This is a genomic window from Ktedonobacter robiniae, from assembly GCF_016587375.1.
In the GTDB taxonomy this organism is placed as follows: Bacteria; Chloroflexota; Ktedonobacteria; order Ktedonobacterales; family Ktedonobacteraceae; genus Ktedonobacter; species Ktedonobacter robiniae.
On sequence record NZ_BNJG01000003.1, the window covers coordinates 1,683,178 to 1,705,626 of the forward strand.

Here is a 22,449-nt window from a genome sequence, read left to right on the forward strand (position 1 = left end):
TTATACTACGGATATGAATAAGACATCATCTATTGGGCATCAAGAAACATACACCATTCATGAAGTGGCTCAAAGAAGTGGGTTGAGCATTCCAACCCTCAGATACTACGAAGAGATAGGGCTTGTGCCTGATGTCGGGCGTGATACCAGCAGTGGTCATCGACGCTATAGTGTTGACACGCTCCAGATTCTCGAGTCACTGGCAAACTTGCGTGCAGTTGGCATGAGCATAGAAGAGATGCGTACCTATCTGACACTTCGCGAACAGGGCGACGAGACGGCAGTCGAAAAGCGAGAACTGTTTCAGGCACACGCCGAAGAATTGGGGAAGCAGATTGCGCGGCTGCAAATACGTCAACGCTACCTCTCGTTTAAAGTCGCCTACTGGGATGCCCGTGCCCGCGGTGATCTGGACGAAGCCGCGCGGATCGCTCTTGACTACGAGAGTATTGTGAAGAATTTAAGATAACTCATAAAGGTGGGAAGCAAATTGATGAGGTTATCTTGGTAAAGGGGTGTGGTGGCGGATGGGCTTTGCCCATCCGCCACCACACCCCTTTACCCTGCACTCAGCACCGCAGGTGCTGAGCAGATTAATGGGAGGAGGATGGCCGAAGCACAGTCGTGACTTCGCTGGCGGCGCGGTAGCCCGTGAGGAGGGCGCTATGGACTGTTCCGGTAAAGCCAAGCGTATCGGTGGCCTCGCCGGCGAAGAAGAGCGTATTTTCAAGCGGCTCAGCCAGGCGGGCGGGAGCATCTACGGCGCCGATGGGGACATAACTGTAAGCTCCACGTGAGTAGGGATCGCGGCTCCAGTTGTGGGTCGCGGTAGAGAGAATGTGAGACTGTAATGTCTCGACGGAGCGGCCAATTGTGCGTGAGAGGGCCTGAAGCGCCTGCTCAACGAGCGAGGTTTCGTCGGCCTTTACCAGGGGCAGGGCCTGGGTGCCACCAACCCAGGCTGTCAGCGTCGGTACACGCAGAGGCGACTGGGTCCACCAGACGGGAAAGGTTGGGTCATCGCTACGCAGAAAGCCCAGGCCGGGTAGCGCTGTCTGCTGTTGCTCTCCTTCCTGCTCCCAGAAGAAATCATCGAAATGGAAGACGACGCGCATCGCGGCCCCCATACGCAGGTCCTGTGCCGCCTTCCACTTGCCTGGTAGGTCCGGATCATAGGCGATAGCTCCGCGTGCGCCTGCCTGAGCCTGCCAGACTCCTAGTGGTACCGTGACTATCGTGGCGTACCCCTGCCAGTTCTCTATCTCGCCCTGAGCATTACGCGTCTGCACCGTGACGCTGCCAGGAGACCAGCTAAGCCGCTGCACCTCCTGTTCATAGACGATATTCTCGCTTCCAAGCTGTTGTACCAGCCAGTCTATCAGGCGACTATAGCCGAAGAGGGGGCGAAACTGGCGCTCTTCGTTGATAGAGTCGGCCGCGTGCTGACACTGCTGGAGCCAGTGGACGCTGACATCCTCCAGGCGAGCGGCGTTAAAGCCTTCAATATAGGAGACAACCTGGGCACGGGCTTGTTGCCAGTGCTTGGAGGCAAAATGCTGTTGCAGAAAATCCTGCGCCGAGCAATCTGGTCCTACGTAGGCGTATAGGGCCGCGAGGATGGTCGCGCTTCCCTTCACATCCTCGTGTGCATCTAACACCTGCCCCGAGTGGATAAAGGAGAAGGTGCCGCTCTCCTCATTGAGGAGGAGTCCAGCCTCATTGAAGAGGGAGAGTAGATGTGGCTCCATGCCATGCACGAACTCGGCCCCCAGCTCGCTCCAGGCATTCGCTCTTGTGCCATTTATATGAGAGGAAGGCTGCTGATGCTCCACGGTGGCAATACGGCCCCCGGCACGGTCGCGTGCCTCCAGAATCGTTACCTGGTAGCCCTGGCGTTGTAATTTGAGCGCGGCTCCCAGGCCAGCGATACCGGCACCAATGATGAGCACATCCGTCGTGGGCATAAACAATTTCCTCTTTTCTCCTACATCTGTTCAATTGGTTCTATCAGTATTGTATCCCAACAGGCGAGTGTTGCACCACATCTTCTTTTCAACAGAGACACGCGAAACAGAGAAAAGCGAGGGCGCAGCCTTTTTAAAGGCTACGCCCTCGCCGAATAATGTGGTCACCAGTCAGGAAGCCAGGGAGCTAGGGAGTGGTGATGTTCAAGGCCGCATCATCAACGAAGAAGTTAGTTGGCAATGATGAGTCGGTTGTTCCCTGGAAGTAGACCTGGACCGTTTGCCCCTTGTAGGAACTCAACGTCGAACTCACATCAAAGGTATATTGTTTCCATCCGCTCGCCGTGTTATTGCACAACGATTTGACCGTCGAGATCGTGGAACCGCTACTGGTACGCAAGCGAGCATAGAAGTAGTCATAGCAAGTGCTACCAGACTCCTGTGTGCTGACGTAGAGCCAGAAGGTGAACTTGATCGTCGTGGCAGTTGAGGGAATGGCAACAGACTGCCAGATCTGATCGTTACAGTTATTGTAACCACACAGGTAGGCGCTATAACTACCGCTATGAGCAAGTGTCGTGTCGATAAGCTGGTAACCGCCGCTCGAACTCTCCTGCCAGGGAGTTTGCCCATTCTCAAAGCCAGGATTCGCGAGCGCCTGAGTGGTGGTGCCGCCGCCCGAGGTCGTGACCGTGACCGTAACGGAGGCAGTATGCGTAGCACTTCCCTCGGTACCCGTGACCGTAACGGTATAGGTTCCCGCCGCGACCGACGAGCCTACGCTGACTGTCAAGGTCGAGGAACCGCCCGCGGTGACCGAGGTGGGGTTCAGCGACGCGGTTGGGCCAGCAGGAGAGACGCTCGCAGAGAGGCTCACGGTGCCCGCCGATCCAGTTGTGACTGCTGTACTGATGGTAGAGGTGCCATTGCCACCCTGGACAATTGAGAGACTGGTGGGGCTGGCGCTGATAGAGAAGTCATTGGTGCCGCCGCCAGTGGTGCCGGCTGCATCACGCGCGAAGTTCCAGACATCTGGGGTGCCAATGCCGGTCGCCAGGTCATAGCCGGTGCCCGCATTGTAGTGGAGATTATTGCCGCTGGTCACATCGTGATAGGCCGTATAGGTCTGGCTGGTATTGAAGAGGGTATAGAGCTCGGCGTTAACGTTGCCAAGCGTGCTCTTGCCCTGGCCTGCCAGGTAGGAGTTAACGTCCGCGACCACGCCAGCCCATAGGGGAGCAGCCGCGCTGGTGCCGCCAACTGCGATCCAGCCTGCCGAGCCGGAGGAGCAGCCGGATGCGCTCACGGTACAGTAAACGGAGTAGCCGGACGCGGGATCGGCATCGGCCGATACATCGGGAACGTGGCGCATACTGTTGCTATCCACACCTGTGCCACTCTGATAGGATGGCTTGGAGAAGTAGGTGCTATAGCCGCCGCCACCGCCCGAACCTTCGGGGCTGCGCTGGGTATCGCTGGGATTGGACCAGGCCGACTCACTACCGTAACTGCTGCCACTTCCCAGTTGCAGGTTGGTACCACCAACGCCGACCACGTGAGGATCGTCGGCGGGCGAGTCTACTGCCAGGCTGGTATTGTTGCAGTCGTAGGCGCCCGAGTCGCCCGAGGCCGCGAAGAAGGATTGTCCCTGCGAAGAACCCTGAAGGAAAATATTATCCAGGGCGCTCAGCTCAGAGGTGCCCGAAGAGGCCTCACAGAGACCCCAACTGGTGCTGGTGACCTTGGCGACATTGTCGGTGACGATCTTGTTATAGGTATCGTTGACGCCAGTTGTCGAGTTGGGTCCGATGTAGATCTTCTGCGTCGCGCCTGGCGCGATGGCCGAGACGACCTCCATATCTAGCTCAACCTCGATGGCGCCAGCACCCGCTGTATTGGTGGCTCCATCCACCAGGACATTGGAGTACTTCGCTGATCCCAGGCTGTACTGGCTGAGATAGGTGTTGACGTCCGAGGCCTTATACCCATCCAGCTCAAAGATAGCGACGGTTTGCCCGCTGCCATTGGCGCTGCTGATCAGCGAGTTCATATCGTAGGCAGTACGCAGATCGGTCGGCGTATAGCCGCCGCCAGGGCCTGCGGCAGGTGCCATGTGCTTTGCGGGATGATAATGCGCCGCATTGTCCAGGCCGCTGATGTTGAGCACCAGACCAGAGAGATTGGCCGGGACAGACGGTTCGCTGGTAGGAGCGTAGACAGTGCTCCCATTGAGCGTGTAATCGGCGATTGTGATGTTGAAGGCACGCTCAACAGTAGAGAGAGATCCAGATGCATCGATTAAGAGACGATTTGAAGCAACCGAACTGACCTGTAAGCCCTGGCTGTGCAGGTAGTTGACGACTGACCTGACGCTAGCTTCAGTGGGGCTAAACTGCGCGGTGAATTGCTGGGGCGTCAGATACTGATGGTATAACGAGGAATGTGGGTCGCTCTGAGCGCGTACCAGGGCCTCCAGCGCGGCCTTATTGCGCAGATTGAGCGCGATAGAGAGCTGGAGTTGCCGGTTTGCAGACGAGGTGTGTAGAGGCGAGTGGTGCTGTAAGGCGGGAACCAGGTGCCCGGATATGACTGAGCGCCCACTGGGCGGTGCCGCCTGAACGGCGGTAGAATGTAAGAGAAACGCTGGCACGATCATCGTAATTGTAGCCAGGACGAGGATCGCCCAACGCCGGGGCGATAGTAGAAGAAATGTGTTCTTCAAGGCTGAACCTCGCTCTAGAAGCCCTGGCGCGCGCTAGCGGCCCTGGCTCCCTACTCTACCAGGATGGTGAAAGATAGTCGCCACCTGGTCACAGTACACAGAAGGGGATACAGTTTGTGCCCCTTCTCAAGGTGAAACGGGTAGTCTGCCTCCACCCTGTCAGCAGGCAAAAGAATGGATTAGGAGAATATTACCTCATCATGCTTTCGTACCACTTCAGCCACGTCTTCTGCACTCAATGCCCTTTTGAAGCGCTTTCATGCATTGAAAATGCTCTATGTCTTACCCCATCTTCTCTAAGTACTGTCTCTCAAACAAAGACTTATATAAGACATGTATTCGTTTGTGCCTCGGCTCCCTCTGCTCGCCCCAGGGTATTCCAGTTTGTGCCTCGGCTCCCTCTGCTCGCCTCGGGGTAAGGGGGTGTGGGTGGCAATACGGCAAAGCCGTATTGCCACCCACACCCCCTTACCCCTGAGCGCCGCAGGCGCGAAGGGGTACGCCAAGGGAGAGCCTTGGAGAAGTCGCGGAAAATTGCCTGCAAAACAGTTGACAATTGAACTGTTTAAAAGTATACTAATTCGAGCAGGCAGGCGAAAGGCGCGCCTGGAGGTTCCGGACGAGGCATTTTGTCTTGCCAGAGAAGCAAAGGAGGGCGGCAAGTCCTCTCATTTCTTGTAAAGGATGAGGGCTCTTTGCCACAATCAGTATGGAGAGCAAGCATGTTGCTGTTGAGCAAGATGTATATCGTCTACTCATGAAGACATCTGTTCTCCTGGATGACAGCGATCGTCAATTCTTCGCTTCATATGGGGTGAACACACGTCAGTACTGGGCGTTGCAACACCTGGATGAGCAGCAGGGTTGTTCGATGGTAGAGTTAAGTCGCGTTTTGTTTACGGATAAAAGTAACGTGACCAGCATTGTTGACCGGCTGGAGAGTCAGCAGCTTGTTGAGCGCAAGACTGATCCTGGCGACAGGCGTGTAATCCTGATTACGCTGACAGCACAAGGCTGTCAACTGCGAGATCACTTACATGGGCTGCATGAAGCTCATATCTGCAAACAATTGAATATTGTCGATCTTGAGCAGCTAGCTCATGTGCGCGATTGCCTGCGTGCATTCAGCGAGAATATCGAGCTCTACCTGGAACAGATCAAAGCTTCATCTCTGCCCTGATACATCTGAAAAGCGTACCAGACAGACTCTACGCCAGCAGTACCAGTATCCACACTATCCATCACGCAGTGTTGCGTGGAAAATTTCCTGGCACTTATGCCAATCATATTCGTTTCTGCTCATTTCGATGTGCCAATACCTGGCTGTATGGTAAATACTCAGGTCTCCCTGCAAGAGGTATTCTCTGCGTCTGCGACGCTTCGCCGTGGTCAGGGTGTGTAGTTGGGTGTCCGGCAGAGCCGGACACCCAACTACACACCCTGACCACGGCGAGCCACGAAGTAGCGAGAAGTCCCGAAGGGTAGTGGCTCACAGTCTATATGAGCAATTGCAAATCTCTCTATTTTATGGAGGTTCGAGGTCATGTCATTGAAGCGTGTCCTATCACTCTTGCTCCCGCTCACGATCCTGGGCGCGATGCTATTGTCGGCTTGTGGCGGTGCAGATTCTTCTTCTTCCCCATCGACGGGGCCTGTCACTCTGAATTACTGGTACACCGAGGGAACGGCTGAAGCTCCAGTGATTCTCGACCTGATCAAACAGTTCGAGAGCCAGAATCCTAATATCAAGATTAACGCGCAGCTCGTTCCATTCGCCGATGCCCAGGCCAAGTTCGCGACAGCGGCCCAGGCGGGTACCGCTCCCGATGTCCTGCGTTCCGATGTGGGTTGGGCGACCCAGTTTGCCTCCTCCCGCTACCTGCTCCCGATTGATTCGATGGTCTCGCAGAGCGACCTGGCCGACTACCTGCCTTCGGCACTCAACTACGACAAATACAATGGCAAGCTCTATGGTCTGCCCCAGGTAACCGACTTCCTGGCCATGCTCTACAATAAAGATGTCCTTGCCAAAGCTGGGATTACCACCCCTCCTGCCACAATGAAGGACTTCGAGGCCGATGCCCTGAAGATCCAGCAGTCGAAGGCCGCCAAGTATGGTTTTGAGACCTCCGGCGCCTCCTACTTTGCCCTGCCCTTCTTCTGGTCATTCGGTGGCGGCATGATCGACAACAACAGCAAGATCCAGGTTAACAGCCAGGGTTCGGTTGATGGTATGAACTTCCTGACCAAATTGCAGAATCAGGACAAAGTCATGCCAGCCAAGGTCGACTTCAACAATGGCTACAACAACATGACCACCGATTTCAAAGATGGTCAGACAGCCATGATCTTCCAGGGCCCCTGGGAGGTTTCGAATATCCTTACCGGTTCCGCCTTTACCTCCAACCACAGCAACCTGGGTATCGCCGCGATTCCCGCGGGCCCCACTAGTGTGACTGGCTCCCCAACGGGTGGTCACACCTATGTGATCTACGCTGGTACCAAGCATCCTGAAGAGTCCTACAAGTTCATCTCTTTCATGAGCTCGACCAGCAGCCAGATCGCGATTGCCAAAGCCAACCATACGCTGCCCACACGCCAGTCGGCCTACGCTGATAGCACGGTCAAGTCTGATCCAGTCATCTCTGGCTACTACGCTGTTCGCCAGGTAGCGGTCAGCCGCCCTGTGATTCCTCAGGGTGGACAGCTGTTCAAAGACTTCGATCCTGCCGTTCAGGCCATCCTGGCTGGCGCGAAGACTCCTGCCGATGCCCTTAATGGCGTGGCAGCTAGCTGGCAGAAGCTTCTGGCTTCAAACTAAGCTGATGGTTTTTCTGTGATGAGTATACCGTGGCGGCCTTAGGCTACCACGGTATACCCATCACGGAAGTTTTCTTCACGCGATGGTTGAGAGGAGACACGTGTATCATGGCAGTAATTACCGAACCGCCTGGTTCAAATTTATCTGCCCAGCAGGTCAAACGCGAGAGGAAGCAGCAGTTCAAGATTGCTGGTCGCGCCTATCTCTGGCTTCTGCCCATACTCATCAGTATGGCAGCTATCGTCTACTACCCCCTGATTTATGGCATTGTGCTAAGCTTTACCAATGCTAATCAGGATAACATCGCACTCCACCTGGGTAGCACCACCCTCCCGGCGACATACAAATTTGTTGGCTTTCAAAACTATATCGATATCATCCAGAGCTGGTTTACGCCCGGCAGCGATGGAGCGCATATCCTCTTACAAACCTTGATCTGGATTGTCGCCAATATTGTGCTGCACTTTGTTATCAGCCTGGGTTTGGCTCTCATCCTGAATCGCAAAATGCGCTTCCGCGCCATCTATCGCGTCCTGTTGATGGTACCCTGGGCTATGCCACAGTATGTATCCGCTTTTGGCTGGCTCTTCCTCTTTAACCAGCAGTATGGTTTTATCGATGTGGCCCTGCAAAGCATGCACCTGCCCATCATTCCCTGGGCCTCAGATCCCAACTGGGCGCTTGTCTCGGTCATTGTCGTCAACGTCTGGCTTGGCATCCCCTTCACGACCGTTACGCTTCTGGGCGGACTTCAGAGTGTTCCAACTGAGATGTACGAGGCATCCGCCATTGATGGAGCGACGCGTTGGCAGGCGCTGCGCTTTATTACGCTTCCTATGCTGCGTCCAATTGCCTTCCTGGTGACGCTGCTAGATGTCATCTGGACGTTTAATGCCTTTAGCATTATCTATCTGATTACGCAGGGTGGCCCTTTCAATCGCACGCAGACACTGGTAACATACGCCTGGGTTCAGGCTATTCAGGGGAAGCAGCTCTTTGGCGTTGGTGGTGCCTATGGCGTCATCATCCTAGTGATCCTGCTCATCTTCACCTTCTTCTATTCGCGACTGTTGCGTGCTAATGAAACTGTCTACTAGGCAGGCAAAAGGAAAGACCCATGGCAGAAATTACTGATAGAGTGAGTCAACCTTCTCTGAGTAGTCAGAAGGTTGCGCAGAAGAGACGCAGTGGAAAGCGCATCGGTCGCACGCTTGAATCACTGGGGGCGCACCTGATCATGATTATCGTGGTCATTCTCTGCGTCTTCCCCCTGATTGTGATCATAGCGACCTCGCTCAAGCAGCCGCAGGACATCTTTACGGCCAGTTTCCAGCTCTTCCCGTCTCACCCCACGCTGGACAACTACGTACATGTTTTGACTGATAATAGTGGCATCTTTTTCACCTGGACCTTTAACAGCTTCAAGATCGCCATTCTGACGACGATTGTGGGCATTCTTTTCGCGGCTCCGGCGGCCTATGCCGTCTCACGCTGGAACTTCCTGGGCAAGCAGACCATCCTGGTCTCCTTCTTGATTACACAGATGTTCCCGGGCGTGCTCCTGCTCGTGCCTCTCTATAACTTGTATGTGCAGTTTAACCTGATCGATAATCATTATGGCCTGGTAATCGCCTATGCGACCACGGCCCTCCCGTTCAGCGTCTGGATGCTGAAGAACTTCTTTGATACCGTACCCAAAGAGCTGGACGAGGCGGCCTATGTCGATGGCTTGAGCTCGTTCCAGACCTTCTGGCGCATTGTCCTGCCCCTGACTATTCCTGGCGTGGCCGTAGTTGGTTTCTTCAACTTCATGGCCGCCTGGAATGAGTTCGTGCTGGCCTTCACCTTCCTGAACGATGCCCATAACGTCACCCTGCCCGTGGGCATCAAGGACTACGTCCACAACTTTGGCGCGGACTGGCACCTGCTGACCGCCGCAGCCGTCCTGGTGACCATTCCTGTGCTCATTGTCTTCCTCTGGGCGCAACGCTACCTCATCACCGGCCTCACCGGCGGTAGTGTCAAAGGTTAATGTGAGAAACAAAGTAGCCGCCTAGGCAGGGAGCGGGCCCGCTCCCTGCCTAGGCGGCTACTTTGTTTCTCACATTAATTTGTTTTTGTGTAGCGCTGGACGCCGCCGAAGCAGGTGACCTCCTGGCCCTGGATGAGAACGGCTCCGGCCCGGTTGGGGAGAACCTCTATCCAGAGTGCTGGCTGGACCTCCAGGCGCTCAGGCTGGGCGCTTTCGGAGACGTAGAGGGCGAGTTCCCCCTGTCCTAGTGGTTGCTTGATGGCCAGCACCGGGCTATCCTGCTGGATGCTCTTGCTCTCCATATCAAGCACGAGCTGGTAGACCTGGCGCATCACATCGCGACTGGCTGAATGCTCCAGTGGCACGCCTGACCAGGCGATCCTGCCCTTGCCCAGGTGGGAGACCTCGAGCCGGTTGTGGGCTTTGCGAATATAGGACAGCTTCTCGCGCTCAAAGCTAAGCTGGCAGCGCTCCAGGCCCTCGCCCTCCAGGTATTCATAGTGACTGACTGGCCCTGGCTCATCTACCTGTGCCTCTTCGGCGAACATGAATGGAACACGCTCCAGGTTGTGGGAGTCGCGGGTCACAACGCCACTCACAAAGAGAGTTGTTCCCTGTTCTACAAAGCGCTCTAGTGCCCACCAGGCGTCCGCATCAAAGGATTGAATGCCTGGTGCGAAGATAATGTGAGGTTGATGCCCGGCCTGTGCCAGTTCCACGAGCTGGTGTTCCCCGACCATTTGGGGTACGATGCCGAAGTCATAGCCCAGGACGCGAATGTTCTGCCGGATGGCTTCTATGGCCAGCTCGGGCCGTACGAACCATTGCGAGTAAGGGATAACTACCCACACTTCTGGCAGGGGACCCTCCTTCGCCAGGTGCGGCTGAATGCTCTGCATCAGGCGCCCAAATTCTAACATGACTCCCAGTTCGGGTTTGGCGCTTCCATCGGCGCGTACCAGGCCGATGCTGTTCTCGTTCTCATTCGCCATATAGGCGTTAATGTGCCAGAGCCACTGGATCAGGCCCGCGCTACGCGCGATCAAGGTCATGATAAATTTGCGCTCCAGCAGGTTGGCCTGCTCCTGCTCGCTGCGCCAGGGACGCCCGTCCACATCGCGCACGAACATGACGCCAACCTCCTGCTGGAGATTGGGTTTTCCCACTGTCTTGTCCAGCAGCATATCGCAGAGCATGTCGTCGATGTTCCACCAGGGATGTGTGGTCGTGTAATCGACGACGGGGGCGTAAAACTGCGGAGAGATACGCGCTCCGGCCTCATCCTGGCCGACACCTATCAGAGTCCGGCTGCCAGCGTCGCGGATCGCAGCATTCATGTGCTCGACCCAACGCGTAAATATCTCCTGGGAGAAGAGGGTATAGTCCATGACCTTGAGCATATGCCGGTTCGCGGTGTAGCGCGGAGTGGTTTCGTAATCCCTGACCTGTGGCAGGTTTACCTGCTCCCAGCGCTCCAGGTTCGCCGTCGTCTCACGCCAGCGCGCGCGTAGCTCGGCCAGGCTGTAGCGCTGCGCGAGCCACTGCTGGAACGCGGCTACTTCAAAGCGGTCATAGTTGGGGATGGGGCGCTCGCTGAAGATACGTTTGGGGTCGCCAAAGCTGGGTTCGTTGATCAGGTCCCAGGAGACGCTCTGGACCGCTGCGTAGCGCCGCGCGAAGGCCGCGACGAACTCCTGCTGCCCCTCGATAGAGCGCGGATCGAGCCAGGGATTCTCGCCCTCGAAGAGTGGGGGTGAGAAGGCGAAGAAGTTGAAAATGACCTGGATATCGTGCCTGGCAGCCGTCATGACGAAGGCGTCCAGCGCCCGAAGCGCGGCCTCATTCGAGATGCCTGCTACAAACATGAAATCACGCCACGCCGTCCAGATGCCGGTGCGGATGAGGTTAATTCCAGCGCGCTTCATGGCAGCGAAGTCGCGTTCCCAGCGCGCCGGGTTGGGCAAGGTCAGGAATTTGCGCTGCACTTGGCTATCCATATAGGTGGTGCCAAAGATGTGGAAGCGCTCCCCCTGCTGATAGAGGTAATCGCGGCCCGCCGTTAAGCGTTTATTTTGTGTGCTCTCGACCAGGGCCTCATTCCAGAGCCAGAAGCCATTCTTGCGCCGGATGGCTGTTACCTGGGCGCCATATGTTGAAACCTCGATCTCATAGAGGCCAGGTGTTTTTAGGGTTGGCAACTGGATGCGTTGCTCGCCCGCTATCCCTCCAGGGAACGTTAGCTCTCGGGTCTCCAGGATTTCGCCGCCAGGCGTTGAAATGGTGACGCGAGCCTGCAAGGTGTGGCGTGAGCGTGTGGAGACCAGGACCGTGGGTGCCTCGCCAGGCTGATAGCAGGCGAATTGTGGGCGTGCCTCCAGCGTATGCATGCCCTCGGCTGCCAGGAGCAGGCTTTTCTGGAGTGCGTCCGCATTGGCGAGCCAGTCCTCTTTCGCGGCAGGCTGCCAGGGAGAGATCAGCCAGCGCCCACCCTTAAAATGTCCCGAGCGTTGGTCGAGCATCATAAGCGGTGTGGCGAGTGGTTGGGCCTCCGCTTCGTCGGCGTTACGCAGGAAGAGGAGTGGTGTCAACTGGGTGTCTATGGGGCCTGACGATCCCAGGTCGGCTGGCTGGTCGTTGGCCTGCGTCAGCATGGGGTAAAAGGACCAGAAGTTTCCGGCCTGCGCATCTGAGAGTTGCCAGGGCTGCTCACGCAGGAAGGCGGCTTCTTCCGAGGGGGCCAGGCGCAGGCTGGTAGTGGGCAGGTGTAGCGGGTAGAAAGGTCCCAGGTAGAGCTGCTCCGTGTAGGCCTGTTGCTCGGGGAGGGCACTCCCCGAGCTATCTACGGGTCGCGTGAAGGGCATGCCGCCAAAAATGGCGAGGTTGCCACCCTGCTGGAGGAAGCGCAGAATGGCTGGCCAGGCCTGCTCAGGGAAATAAGCGCCATGAAAGGATACCAGGAGTGCGCACCCCTGGGCCAGCGCTGTGGGCAACTCCTGGGCATTCGCCACCTGGAAATCCCCCGGCACCAGGCGTGTCAGCTCTTCAGGCGACCAGCCGCCTGGATAAGTCGCGTCATGAAATACAAGCATGCTTTGATTCGTTGGGAGTGGTTGGAACATAGTGGAGCTTTCTATTACAAATTGACATCCTTGGTTGAGAGCGTACACGCTGCGGTCAGACTGTAATCAACGGGGATGCCAGCGTTTAGCAGGGCCGTCCGGTAGCTCGCCGCTCGCCGCTCGATGGTATAAATTGTCTGGATTGGTCTTGGCCCAGGTGTAGTAGGCCCGCCAATGAAGGCGATTTGTCGATGCCCCTGCTGGAGAAGATGCTCCACCGCCATCCTGGCGCCCTCGAAGTTGTCGCTTAGGACTGTATCGATTTTGAGGCCGCACAAAATTGTCGACCAGCACAAGGGGGATGTTAATCTCTTTGATGAGTTGAGTGGTCTCGGCCTCGGCTGGGCCTACCAGCAAAATGACCCTTGTGTTTCATTGAAATGAATGTACTATATTTTCTCTTTGTCGTCAAGGATAGATCCCGTCCCTTCGCGCCTGCGGCGCTCAGAGGGAAGGGGAGGTGTAGTGCGCGGGCGAATGCCCGCGCACTACACCTCCCCTATTTCACTGATTTGGTGATATTTCACTAATTTGGTTGTGAATTTTCATTGAATATTTGAGGCTTGATTTTGGGAAGAGGCTCAAAATCAAAGCGTGTACCATATCACCCCTATTGCCATCCAGTCCAGAGGGGTCCTATCCGGCATTTATCTCGTTTGCTGCTCCTAATACCTTGGAAAATTCCTTGAAAAGCTGTACAATTAAACTAGATTTGATAATATCTATTTAAGATATGATTCCTTTCTCTTCCTCACTATTATCTTCTTATCCGAAAACCTGAGCGCGCGTGTCCCCGAATGGGGGAAGCGCTAGGCACGCCAGTGACGTTGAGTTTCGGAATAAGAGCTTTACTGGTTTCTCTGAAACCGGAGGATTCCAATGCAAACGACGGAAAGCCTTGTCGGCATGACTATGGCTGGCTACTTGCTTACTGCTCAGCTTTCATCAAATTCATACAGCCAAACTTATCTGGGCGAGACTACAAGCGATACCGGGCAGAAGCATACAGTGGCTCTCAAGCATTTCCACACGCGACCGCTCACCTCGCGTGACAATCAGCAACAGTTTCTACGTGAGGCTCAACTTTTTAAAGAATTGAAGCATCCCTCTATTTTGCCTATTGTTGCCTATGGAATTGAAGAAAAAACCTCCACTCCTTATATCATTAATGATTTTGCTCCCTTTCGCTCCCTGCATAACCGCATCTTGCGCCAGTGGCCTCAACCCTTCGCGTTGGATGAAGCCAGAACAATCATCACACGTATTGGCGAGGCGCTAGCTTATGCTCACGAGCGCAAAATTGTGCATGGCAATCTCACTGCGCATAGCGTCCTTTTCAATGCCAACAATGAGGCCTTGCTCACTGATTTCACTATTATTTCTCTGCGTGCGAATATCTCTCCTGAGATGCCAACTGACCAGGTGTATGACATCAACAGCGAACAAGGCGACCTGCGTGCCCTGGTCAGTACGTTTGCTACTCTCCTCAGCAGTGGAAAGAGTTCGGCAGCCTCCTCCAATGGGCGTCCCATCAGTTCGCCTGGTAACTGGTTGCCACAAACGCGCATTACCCTTCCTGTATCAGTGCCACGACCTATCCAGGCCGCGGTCAACCGTGTGCTTGATACTGAATCTCAGCCAGGCTTTGCAAGTGTTAAGGATTTTCTGGCAGCTATTCAGATGCCTATCTCAACCGATGAAGATGCTAAAACTGAGTCACCTCAGTCAAGCGCTCCCGGTAAAATAACTGGTATTTTGCCAGATGTATCTGCTGAGGTTTCCAGAAGCGTTAGCCAGGGGCTTCAGGAGGGTGTGGAGACGCAACGCCTAGCCTTTCCATCACGCCCAACCATCTCCACACCTACACCTCTTTCCAGAACAAAAACTCCAGACCAGTCCGCACGTATGACGAGACCTCTGTCTTCAGATCGTCCACTGGCGAGCAACAGACAGATATCACGTATGCTGGAGTCACAGCCTCCATTACAGGCAAAAAAAACCTTTCCTGGCACGGCTTCGACTCGTACACCTGTGACACCATTGCCCATTCCACCATTAGAAGTGAATAGCGAGCCCGAGGTGAATCATGCCCAGGCTACGCAAAAGCTACAATCACCAGACGCGCAGACTGCGAAGCTGGCGCCCCCAGTGCAATCGGAGCCAAAAGGCACACCCTCGCCTGCAGGCAATCGTAGGAGTGTCTTTGTTCTGGGAACCTCTGTCGTCGTTCTCGCCTGTATTTGCGTGGTAACGCTCATTTATGCGTTCCAGCGGCCTGGTACATCCACTCATATACCATTGCAAGCCCTCGCGACCGCCAGCCAGCAACAGACGGATGCTAGTACTACACCAGGGTTTTTCCCTACCTCAAAGGCGACAAGCCCATCTGAGTCAGGGGGAGTTCAGAATACACCCCAGACGCATGTGACGCCCAAACCTGGCCAGACCCCCTCGACCCAGGCCAATAACACGCCTACCACCGGTCAGCCTGCGACCAATCCAACGACGGTCACGCCAACCCAGGCGCCGGCCCCAAAGACTTTCTATTCGTTTGAAGGAAGTGCTCAAGGTTGGTCAGGCGAATTCTGTGATGTACAGGTCAGTTCTCAATATGTCTATGCAGGCTCGAATTCGCTCGAGGCGAAGAATATCGCTTCTTACGCCTATGCCTATGTCTATGGCGCGACGATATCTCAGGGGGAGACCATCACCTTTTATGTCTATGTACCAGCAGGCTCCTCCTCTGTCTCTGTCGACGTCTCTATCGGTAACAATGCCAATAATTGGGATGATGGGCCAAAGATGACGCTCATACCAGGACAGTGGAACAGAGTGAGTCATACTTTAGCGAAAAGCATCCCCGGATCGCTCAAAATAGGTCTTGATATGTCCGCTAACGGTACCGCTAACGTCTATATCGACGCCGTAAGCTGGAGCTAGAGCATCTTGCGTATTCTGCGCCCGAGCGCCTCAATGGGGTGCTCGGCGTCCTTGCGCCGCATGGCCAAGAGGCTGGGAAGTCCGGCCTGGTTCTCCAGAATCCAGTCGCGGGCAAAGGTACCGTCCTGGATGTCTTTGAGGGCGCCACGCATCTGCTCGCGGGTGTGCTGGTCGATGATGCGCGGGCCGGTGACGTAGTCGCCATACTCGGCGGTATCGCTGATGGCCTTGTGCATCTGGTTGATGCCGCCCTGGTAGAGCAGGTCGGCGATGAGCTTGACCTCTTGCAGGCAGCAGGTATAGGCGATCTCGGGCTGGTAGCCAGCCTCGACCAGGGTCTCGAAGGCGGTGCGGATGAGCGAGGTGAGGCCGCCGCAGAGAACGACCTGCTCGGCAAAGAGGTCGGTCTCAGTCTCCTCACCGATGCTCGTTTGGATGACACCGACGCGAGTACAGCCCAGGCCATGCGCGTAGGCCAGCGTGAGCGCCTGGGCCTGTCCGGTCACGTCCTGTTGTACCGTCCAGAGCGCGGGGATACCCTTGCCCTCGCTATACATGCGGCGCAGCATAGGACCAGGCCCGTTGGGTGCGACCATGGCCACATCGATATTGGTGGGCGGGACGATCTGCCCGTAATGCAGGCTAAAGCCGTGTGCCACCATGAGCATCTTGCCATCGGCCAGATGTGGCCGAATATCCTGCTCATAGACCGCACGCTGGTGCTGATCGGGGACCAGCAGCATAATAATATCCGCCTCTCGCGCGGCCTCGCCAGGCAGAACAGGCTGCCAGCCATCAGCGATAGCCCGCGCGCGGCTCTTGCTTGCCTCGGGGAGGCCGACGACTACGTGATAGCCGCTGTCGCGCAGGTTGAGGGCATGGGCATGCCCCTGGCTGCCATACCCAATGATGGCGATCCGCTTCCCTTGTAGTACGGTAGGATCGACATCGCCCTCGTACGATATATGTGCCATGATGTTTAATTTTATCCTGTTTTTTAATCTTCTATATTCTGTTCACGTTCCTTCAGGAGGGCCTCCAGGACGCTTTTCTCCATGTGGTAGGTCTCTTTTTCAGCGGGGAAGCTCCCCTCGCGCACATCGGCGCTGTAGCGCTGGATGGCCTCTATGGCGGCATCAGCCAGGTTGGCGTATTTGCGCACAAATTTGGCGACAGGTTGTTTGTGTAACCCGAGCAGGTCGTGGAAGACCAGGACCTGGCCATCGCAGTGTGGACCCGCGCCAATGCCAATCGTAGGTACGGCCACCTCCTGGGTGACGATCTGGGCCAGGCTATCGGGAATGCCTTCAAGGACGATGGCGAAGACTCCCGCCTGCGCCAAGGCTTTGGCGTCCGCGATCAGGTCGCGCGCGGCCTGGATGCTCTTGCCCTGTACCTTGTAGCCGCCCATGGCGTGTACGGATTGGGGTGTCAGGCCCAGGTGCCCCATGACGGGTATCTCAGCGTCTAGAATGGCCCTGACCACGGGTAGGCGCTTACGTCCGCCTTCCAACTTGACCGCTCCGGCCTTGCCCTCGCGTACCAGGCGACCAGCGTTGCGTACGCTCTCTTCGGCGGAGACGTGGTAGCTCAGCCATGGCATGTCGACGACGACCAACGCGTTTGGGTTGGTGCGTGTAACGGCGGAGGCATGATGCAGGATGATATCGACGGTGACGGCCAGGGTGTCCTCATAGCCCAGGACGACCATACCCAGGGAGTCGCCAACGAGCAGCATATCGACCGCCGCGCTATCCGCGATCTGGGCTGAGGTCGCGTCATAGGCAGTCACCATGGTGAGTTTCTGCCCGTTCTTGCGAGCGAGAATGGCAGGTGCGGTTATTTTTTCATTCAAGATTGTTCTCTCTTCTTACCTCAATATTCCAGTGTCCCAGGTGCCATCGGTGTACAGGGCGAAGTTATCGATCAGGCGCACTGATCCCAGGCGGACGGCGAGCAGGAGGAGCGCGGGGCTTGTAGCCGTTCGAGTGGTAGGAAGGTCTCCGCGTCGCGTACCTCAGCGTAGTCCAGGTGCGCCTGGGGTTCTTGCGCTACAATCTCGGCCATGGCCTGCATCACAGCAGCGGGGTTGCTCGTGGGTTGAGCCTCAAAGGCCTGTCGACCGGCCTGTAAAGCCTGGTAAAGTATGGGGGCTGCGGCGCGGGTGGCTGGATCAAGATAGCTGTTACGGCTACTCATGGCCAGTCCATCGGCTTCACGTACGGTCGGGCGGACGCGCAGCTTGACGGGCAGATTGAGGTCGCGTACCATGCGTGTGATGACCGCGATCTGTTGCGCGTCCTTCTGGCCGAAGTAGGCCCGCTGAGGTTGTATGAGTTGAAATAATTTGAGCACCACCGTGGCCACGCCGCGAAAGTGATTGGGACGCGAGGCGCCCTCGCCCTGTTCAACCAGGGAACCCTGTGGCTCGACATAGGTTGTGAAGCCTGGGGGATACATCTCGCTTGCAGTAGGCGTAAAGACCATGTCCACGCCTGCCGCCTCAAGCATATGCAGGTCTCGCTCCAGATTACGAGGATAGCGCTCCAGGTCCTCGTTGGGGCCAAACTGCGTGGGATTGACAAAGATGCTAGCGACAACGGTCGTGTTCTCGGCGCGCGCCGTTTGAAAGAGGGAGAGGTGTCCCTCGTGGAGGTAGCCCATCGTAGGCACGAGGCCAACCGGGCCGCTCCACTGCGATCGCGCATATTCTATCTCATGAATAGTCCTGACTATTCGCATACGTCATTGAGTCCTGTCTGTGTTCTTACCATTTATAATAACCCATGCGGCGAAGAGTTGCGATAGGCAAAATTCTCATGCTTGAGAAGCAGTATGTGTGCTTGTATGTTTGGTAACTAAACTATACCTTCTCATGCCCCTTTGCAGTAGAGCTTTTGTGCTTGATTGTAACATAAAAAGCACCTGGATCTGAAGTGTTCCAGGTGCTTTTTATGTAAAACTTACTTATAGAGAAGTAAAATTCTATGGCTGTCCTGCAATTTGTGTGGAACATGAGCTTCTCAAGAGTATGCTCTTTGCAGAATGTACTTGTGGAGCTAGACCACTTTTGCATACTCATGGTATTGCAAAACGTATCATATATATTGCGGGAGAGCCATAGAATTTCTTTTAACGGTGAGCCAAGGATTTGCTCACCAACGCGCTAAGGTATGCGTTGAGTTGGTACGCTCTACTGCCCGAATAACTCACTCACAATCTGCTGCCAGGATGAGCCAGCCGTGTCTTGCTGGGAAGATGAGCCCGTCTTGTTCTGCTGGGAAGATGAGCCCGTCTTGTTCTGCTGAGAAGATGAGCCCGTCGTGTCTTGCTGGGAAGATGAGCCCGTCGTATCCTCCTGCGAGGATGACCCACCCACACTCTGCTGTGAAGGGGAGTCACTCACACTCTGCTGTGAAGGGGAGTCACTCACACTCTGCTGCGAAGGTGAGCCGTCCAAGACGGCAAGAGATCTAGCATGGGAAACGCTTTGTCGCTGACAGATCAGGCAGGTCACAAATACGAGAGCGAGAATAGCCATGTACAGGCTGACTTTTCGCATGTGCTTTAACATTGATAAACTCTCCTTCTCTTTTCTTTAATACTTACACGTCTACATGTTGCGTGAGCCTTCTCTCTTTGCACCGCTGAGATGCTGCTCATACTTCCATTATAGAAGAGCTTCAACCATAGAAAAGAGCACGACAAAAGCGCCTTGAGGCATCGCACGTGAATGAGGAGTCAAAATGCTGGTAGCTACACTGCAGCAGAACAAGCAACTGCGGCTGAGAGTGGGGAATCTGAGCAATTTCTACACATGTATTCGAGCGAGCCCGGGACCTGTACATAGCGTGAGTCAGACTTTCAACGAAACGCGAGCCTACTCTCGGCGCCATCGCCGAGAGTACACTTGCAGAAAGGGTCCCCTACAGGAGCCGCGAATGCTCACCTCTATCTAACCATTAGCCAAAGAAAGCGTATATACACTATAACGATATAAGCGATACCAACAGGTTCCCGTTGTGGGAGGAAGACATATGTTTCTGTTACTGATCTTGATTTTAGGCCTGGTCATTTTTATCGTCTCGCTGAGGGTCATACTGGCGATTGTTGGCCTATTCTTTGGGCGCGTGCTGTATCCGGGGCGCCCTCGTCTCTATCGCCGTGAGCTCTTCTTCTGGCACCCATGGGGCTTCCGCAGGCGTTATATGGGCGGATTTTATGGCCCTCGCCTTCATCATCATCACCATCACCACCATCATCATCGTGGCTGGTAGCGCTACTGTAAATTGGAGCGAAGAAGCCGGCTCTGAGATAAAAGACAGAGCCCGGCTTTCAGCTTTTTTGGGGAACTTTTTCTTATGTCTGACCTATATAACAAGCAAGTGAGTCTGATGAGCGGTGACATGCGTATCTCCTGAGGAGTATGTTTTTTATGCAACAGGAGGTATATCATGGAGGTCTCGTTCACCCAATTTATCATCTGGATTATCATTGCGGCCATCATTGGTATCCTTGGTGAGTTCATTGCTGGTCGCAGAGCCCCGGCGGGCATCCTTGGCGCGATCATGATTGGTCTCTTTGCCATCTTCCTTATCGTAGGCTTCTTCCACTTCCACATCACAGGTGAACCCACTTTTGAGGGCGTGCCTATCGTTAGTACAATTATCGCGGCTGTAATGCTGGTTGTTATCTGGAGCAGCGTGGCATATTATCGTCGTGCTTAAGCAAGCAGGCAGGTAATATGTGGCCTATAGGTTCGCACCTATAATGCGCATAATGCGCAAGATTCGAGAAGTTTTTGCACGCACCATATGGTATATACGTTCTATAAATGTGTCGCTTCTACTTTTTCAGGTAAAATAAGGCGCATTGAAGAAAGGATAATACCATATGGCCAATCTTGTTACCTGGTTCGAAATCCCCACAAGCGATATTGAACGCGCGAAAACTTTTTACCGCACGATCTTGGGCATTAAAGAGGAGCTGCGACAGGAGAATCTGGGCGGAGACATGCCCTATGCCTTTTTGCCGATGGAGCCGGGCGACGTCAGCGGCGCATTGGTCCAGCACCCGAACTATAAACCTGGTGAGGGTCAGGGTGTATGTATCTATCTCGTGGTCCAGGGCGACCTGAACGACACGTTGGCAAAGGTGGAGCCTGCGGGCGGAAGCATCTACATTCCCAAAATGCCTCTCGGTGAGATGAGCCCTGGCTACATGGCTCAAATCGGTGATAGCGAGGGCAACCGCATCGGCCTCTGGTCCGCAGAGTAAGCGCCCATGGCGGCGTTGAGCCCTTCATGTTCCTGCTATAGAGAGAAATGGTTCGATCCACTTGCGGAGCGTAAGGTCTCTCTGCCACCAGACCATGTCTGTGCGGTGTGCCCATTCCCAGATAGCGAGGCGCTCTTTGAGCATGTAGAGCGGAAAGCGAGCTTCAAAGTCTGGACGCGGGGGGTGGAGCTGGAGATAGGTCCTCAGAAAGATATGTGCCAGGTCCACCCTCTCTTGCGTTATGTAGTCGGCAACGGGGCGTGCGAGATCCTCTTCCGTATCGCCAAAGTGGCCATGCACATCAAAGACGCCACTGACGTGCCATTCGGCGTCCCGCTCTTCTACAACGACATTCCCCTCTTTATAATCTCCCATAACAAAGCGTGCCTGAAACGGCTCAGCAAGGGCGCGCTTGCCCTGTTCCACCAGAGCCTCTACCCAGAAGCTATCGGCCTCTGTAGTGAGATTGGTTGCTTGCCGGGATAGGGAAAGTAGGCGATAGATCTCTCCTGTGATATATCCCGGATAGGAGGGATGAAAAGGCACGATGGTATCGTGTGTGGCGTCGTGTTCGCCTGGAGTGGGCCAGGTGAGGGCATGCATCTGGGCCAGGGTTACGCCAAGGGCGGCGGCGATCTGCTGACGCTGCTGATCGCTCAGTTGACGCCTGACAACTGGATCGATGAGGGCGAGTCCTGGCATACGCGGCATGAGGATATAGCTCCAGCCGAAAATATCTGCGTCAGGATCATGCAGGTAGGGCCAGGGAACGGGGACAGTGGTGTGTTCATGCAATTGCCACATAAACCAGCGCTCTCGCATGAATTGCTCCGGCCACAAGGGTTTGCCACGCAGGACAAACTCGCCCTGAGTAGTCGTCAGAAAGATGTTCTGGCCAAAGTTTCCAAAGGGAACAGGCTCGGCCTGGAGCAAGGTACCGAGCTGGAAGCGTGTCAGAGCTTCCTGTAACTGCTTATTAGCGATACTTCCAAGATGCTGTGTATATATCCTAGTTGGCATAGAGTAGGCTCCTTCCTAATGCGTTACTTTATGTGCTCCTCTGAAAAATTTTGCCCAAACAAGTTACCACACAAGAGACAGAAAAGCCATAGGCTAAAGTCTACAAGGTATGCATGTTTCTTGAGTTTGCCTCTTGTTTTAACCTCCCGCTCTTACTACTGGCGAGCCAGTGAGTCAGAATGGATGAATTTTGAAATGTCTTAAAAAATAAACGTGAAAAACTTGACAAAATAATAAACATACGTTAATCTCAATATACACAAATTTCCTCATGGAGGCCAAAAGCACGTATGCCTGACCACTACTAATGCACGCTCAACCATAATGCTGGTGAAAAAACAGGTAACCACTCTCTGCATCAAATAACGCTGTTCTTCTCTGTAAAAAAGGGCAGTTAATAGAGATTTGACGTAGTATGAAAGGTGCTTGTCTGTGTGCATGTGTAGTCCTGGTGAGACAACGGTGTAAGGTCTATCTCCTTTCCAACCCTTTTCTCTCCACGCTTGTTACCAACTTGACTCTAGAGGCTTCTCCGCGCGTTCTTTCCACGCCTG

General features: G+C 54.9%; 17 protein-coding genes and 1 pseudogene. 9 read left to right on the forward strand and 9 right to left on the reverse strand.

Features of this window, described 5'->3' with window-relative positions; translation table 11 throughout:
* Window positions 1–13 precede the first annotated feature (13 nt).
* Window positions 14–469 carry a MerR family transcriptional regulator gene (locus JMJ04_RS39790; RefSeq protein ID WP_201375902.1) on the forward strand — a complete coding sequence of 152 codons (456 nt, stop codon included), beginning with the start codon at window positions 14–16 and terminating at the stop codon, window positions 467–469.
* Between the two features lie 124 nt (window positions 470–593).
* Here the strand turns inward: JMJ04_RS39790 and JMJ04_RS39795 are convergent, their stop codons facing one another.
* Both JMJ04_RS39795 and JMJ04_RS39800 read right to left on the reverse strand, forming a co-directional pair.
* Window positions 594–1,964 (reverse strand): flavin monoamine oxidase family protein, encoded by a 1,371-nt coding sequence (locus tag JMJ04_RS39795; RefSeq protein ID WP_201375903.1) that lies wholly within the window; start codon window positions 1,962–1,964, stop codon window positions 594–596.
* Window positions 1,965–2,151: 187 nt separating this feature from the next.
* Window positions 2,152–4,686 (reverse strand): S53 family peptidase, encoded by a 2,535-nt coding sequence (locus JMJ04_RS39800; RefSeq protein ID WP_236038909.1) that lies wholly within the window; start codon window positions 4,684–4,686, stop codon window positions 2,152–2,154.
* A 757-nt stretch (window positions 4,687–5,443) separates the two neighbouring features.
* On the opposite strand from JMJ04_RS39800, the gene JMJ04_RS39805 reads away from it, so the two are divergent.
* The 4 genes from JMJ04_RS39805 (at window position 5,444) to JMJ04_RS39820 (ending at window position 9,539) form a co-directional block, all read left to right on the forward strand.
* Window positions 5,444–5,866, forward strand: a complete 423-nt coding sequence (locus JMJ04_RS39805) for a MarR family winged helix-turn-helix transcriptional regulator (protein WP_201375904.1) — start codon at window positions 5,444–5,446, stop codon at window positions 5,864–5,866.
* A 363-nt stretch (window positions 5,867–6,229) separates the two neighbouring features.
* Window positions 6,230–7,507 (forward strand): extracellular solute-binding protein, encoded by a 1,278-nt coding sequence (locus tag JMJ04_RS39810; protein ID WP_201375905.1) that lies wholly within the window; start codon window positions 6,230–6,232, stop codon window positions 7,505–7,507.
* A 107-nt stretch (window positions 7,508–7,614) separates the two neighbouring features.
* On the forward strand, window positions 7,615–8,604 hold the full coding sequence (locus JMJ04_RS39815) for a carbohydrate ABC transporter permease (protein WP_201375906.1): 990 nt from the start codon (window positions 7,615–7,617) through the stop codon (window positions 8,602–8,604).
* 20 nt (window positions 8,605–8,624) lie between these two features.
* The gene (locus JMJ04_RS39820) at window positions 8,625–9,539 is read left to right on the forward strand and encodes a sugar ABC transporter permease (RefSeq protein ID WP_201375907.1); all 915 of its coding nucleotides are present in this window, start codon (window positions 8,625–8,627) and stop codon (window positions 9,537–9,539) included.
* A gap of 74 nt (window positions 9,540–9,613) precedes the next feature.
* On the opposite strand, the gene JMJ04_RS39825 is transcribed toward JMJ04_RS39820, so the two are convergent.
* Together JMJ04_RS39825 and JMJ04_RS39830 are read right to left on the reverse strand one after the other, a co-directional pair.
* Window positions 9,614–12,628, reverse strand: coding sequence for a beta-galactosidase (locus JMJ04_RS39825; protein ID WP_201375908.1), 3,015 nt, complete (start codon window positions 12,626–12,628; stop codon window positions 9,614–9,616).
* A 44-nt stretch (window positions 12,629–12,672) separates the two neighbouring features.
* Entirely contained in the window at window positions 12,673–12,882 is a 210-nt protein-coding gene (locus tag JMJ04_RS39830) for a type 1 periplasmic-binding domain-containing protein (protein WP_201375909.1), read from the reverse strand.
* Window positions 12,883–13,537: 655 nt separating this feature from the next.
* Here JMJ04_RS39830 and JMJ04_RS39835 point away from each other — a divergent pair.
* A complete protein-coding gene (locus JMJ04_RS39835; RefSeq protein WP_201375910.1) occupies window positions 13,538–15,598 on the forward strand; it encodes a serine/threonine protein kinase in 2,061 nt (686 codons plus the stop codon).
* Here JMJ04_RS39835 and ilvC read toward each other — a convergent pair.
* The 4 genes and pseudogenes from ilvC to JMJ04_RS39855 all read right to left on the reverse strand — a co-directional run bounded on the left by ilvC (window position 15,595) and on the right by JMJ04_RS39855 (window position 19,172).
* Complete coding sequence (gene ilvC / locus JMJ04_RS39840) at window positions 15,595–16,572, reverse strand: ketol-acid reductoisomerase (RefSeq protein ID WP_201375911.1); 978 nt, start codon at window positions 16,570–16,572, stop codon at window positions 15,595–15,597. The genes JMJ04_RS39835 and ilvC overlap by 4 nt on opposite strands.
* A 23-nt stretch (window positions 16,573–16,595) precedes the next feature.
* Window positions 16,596–17,453: a 3-methyl-2-oxobutanoate hydroxymethyltransferase gene (gene panB / locus JMJ04_RS39845; RefSeq protein WP_268887423.1), complete on the reverse strand. Its 858-nt coding sequence runs from the start codon at window positions 17,451–17,453 to the stop codon at window positions 16,596–16,598.
* 15 nt (window positions 17,454–17,468) lie between these two features.
* Window positions 17,469–18,340, reverse strand: a pseudogene (panC, locus tag JMJ04_RS39850) (pantoate--beta-alanine ligase).
* Window positions 18,341–18,791: 451 nt separating this feature from the next.
* Window positions 18,792–19,172, reverse strand: coding sequence for a hypothetical protein (locus JMJ04_RS39855; protein WP_201375912.1), 381 nt, complete (start codon window positions 19,170–19,172; stop codon window positions 18,792–18,794).
* Window positions 19,173–19,635: 463 nt separating this feature from the next.
* Here JMJ04_RS39855 and JMJ04_RS39860 point away from each other — a divergent pair, with 463 nt between their 5' ends.
* The 3 genes from JMJ04_RS39860 to JMJ04_RS39870 all read left to right on the forward strand — a co-directional run bounded on the left by JMJ04_RS39860 (window position 19,636) and on the right by JMJ04_RS39870 (window position 20,875).
* A complete protein-coding gene (locus JMJ04_RS39860) occupies window positions 19,636–19,875 on the forward strand; it encodes a hypothetical protein (protein WP_201375913.1) in 240 nt (79 codons plus the stop codon).
* Window positions 19,876–20,052: 177 nt separating this feature from the next.
* A complete protein-coding gene (locus JMJ04_RS39865; protein ID WP_201375914.1) occupies window positions 20,053–20,325 on the forward strand; it encodes a transglycosylase in 273 nt (90 codons plus the stop codon).
* A gap of 166 nt (window positions 20,326–20,491) precedes the next feature.
* Entirely contained in the window at window positions 20,492–20,875 is a 384-nt protein-coding gene (locus tag JMJ04_RS39870; protein WP_201375915.1) for a VOC family protein, read from the forward strand.
* Window positions 20,876–20,899: 24 nt separating this feature from the next.
* Here the strand turns inward: JMJ04_RS39870 and JMJ04_RS39875 are convergent, their stop codons facing one another.
* Window positions 20,900–21,895 carry a phosphotransferase family protein gene (locus tag JMJ04_RS39875; protein WP_201375916.1) on the reverse strand — a complete coding sequence of 332 codons (996 nt, stop codon included), beginning with the start codon at window positions 21,893–21,895 and terminating at the stop codon, window positions 20,900–20,902.
* Window positions 21,896–22,449 lie beyond the last annotated feature (554 nt).